The organism is Shewanella sp. SM74, from assembly GCF_025653725.1.
Classification (GTDB): Bacteria; Pseudomonadota; Gammaproteobacteria; order Enterobacterales; family Shewanellaceae; genus Shewanella; species Shewanella oncorhynchi.
In genome coordinates, this window is sequence record NZ_JAKKRZ010000079.1 from 1 (window position 1) to 1,534 (window position 1,534).

Consider the following 1,534-nt stretch of genomic DNA (forward strand, 5'->3'; position numbering starts at 1 on the left):
CCTGACTCTTATACACAAGTAGCGCCCTGAACGGAACCTTTCCCGTTTTCCAGGATCTGATCTTCCATGTGACTCCCAACATGGTAACGATCATGCTAACTTCTGCTCTTCATCATGCGGCCGACTGGGCTAAATCTGTGTTCTCTTCGGCGGCACTGGGTGATCCTCGCCGTACCACCCGTCTGGTTAACGTCGCCGCTCAATTGGCAAAATGTTCTCGAAAATCAATAACCATCTCATCAGAGGGCTGTGAAGCCATGCAGGAAGGCGCTTACCGATTTATCCGCAATCCCAACGTCTCTGCCGAGGCGATCAGAAAGGCTGGCGCCATGCAAACCGTCAAGTTAGCTCAGGCGTTTCCCGAACTGCTGGCCATTGAGGACACCACTTCTTTGAGTTATCGCCACCAGGTCGCCGAAGAGCTTGGCAAGCTGGGTGCTATTGGAGATAAATCCCGCGGATGGTGGGTTCACTCCGTTCTCTTGCTCGAGGCCACTACATTCCGCACCGTAGGATTACTGCATCAGGAGTGGTGGATGCGCCCGGATGACCCTGCCGACGCGGATGAAAAGGAGAGTGGCAAATGGCTGGCTGCGGCCGCAACTAGCCGGTTACGCATGGGCAGTATGATGAGCAACGTGATTGCGGTCTGTGACCGCGAAGCCGATATCCATGCTTACCTGCAGGACAAACTGACACATAAAGAGCGATTTGTAGTGCGCTCCAAGCACCCGCGCAAGGACACTGGCTCCGGATTGTATCTGTACGACCATATGAAAAACCAACCGGAGCTGGGTGGCTATCAGATCAGCATCCCGCAAAAGGGCGTGGTGGATAAACGCGGTAAACGTAAAAATCGACCCGCCCGCAAGGCGAGCTTGAGCCTGCGCAGTGGGCGCATCACGCTAAAACAGGGGAATATCACGCTCAATGCGGTGTTGGCCGAGGAGATTAACCCGCCCAAGGGTGAGACCCCGTTGAAATGGTTGTTGTTAACCAGTGAACCCGTCGAGTCACTAGCCCAAGCCTTGCGGGTCATCGACATATACACCCATCGCTGGCGGATCGAGGAGTTCCATAAGGCATGGAAAACCGGAGCTGGAGCCGAGAGGCAACGCATGGAGGAGCCGGATAATCTGGAGCGGATGGTCTCGATCCTCTCGTTTGTCGCGGTCAGGCTGTTACAGCTCAGAGAAAGCTTCACGCTGCCGCAAGCACTCAGGGCGCAAGGGCTGCTAAAGGAAGCGGAACACGTAGAAAGCCAGTCAGCTGAAACGGTGCTGACTCAGGATGAATGTCAGCTACTGGGCTATCTGGACAAGGGAAAACGCAAGCGCAAAGAGAAAGCAGGTAGCTTGCAGTGGGCTTACATGGCGATAGCCAGACTGGGCGGTTTTATGGACAGCAAGCGAACCGGAATTGCCAGCTGGGGCGCCCTCTGGGAAGGTTGGGAAGCCCTGCAAAGTAAACTGGATGGCTTTCTTGCCGCCAAGGATCTGATGGCGCAGGGGATCAAGATCTGATCAAGAGACAG

Annotated in this window: 1 protein-coding gene; it reads left to right on the forward strand. The window is 55.0% G+C overall.

The genetic code is table 11. The features are described from left to right. Nucleotides 1-92 precede the first annotated feature (92 nt). A complete protein-coding gene (locus L5M49_RS25000) occupies nt 93-1,523 on the forward strand; it encodes an IS4-like element ISAeme22 family transposase (RefSeq protein WP_263266996.1) in 1,431 nt (476 codons plus the stop codon). Nucleotides 1,524-1,534 lie beyond the last annotated feature (11 nt).

Coding starts and splice junctions, on each gene's coding strand:
- L5M49_RS25000 (WP_263266996.1), top strand. CDS start 93: ATGCTAACTTCTGCTCTTCATCATGCGGCCGACTGGGCTAAATCTGTG.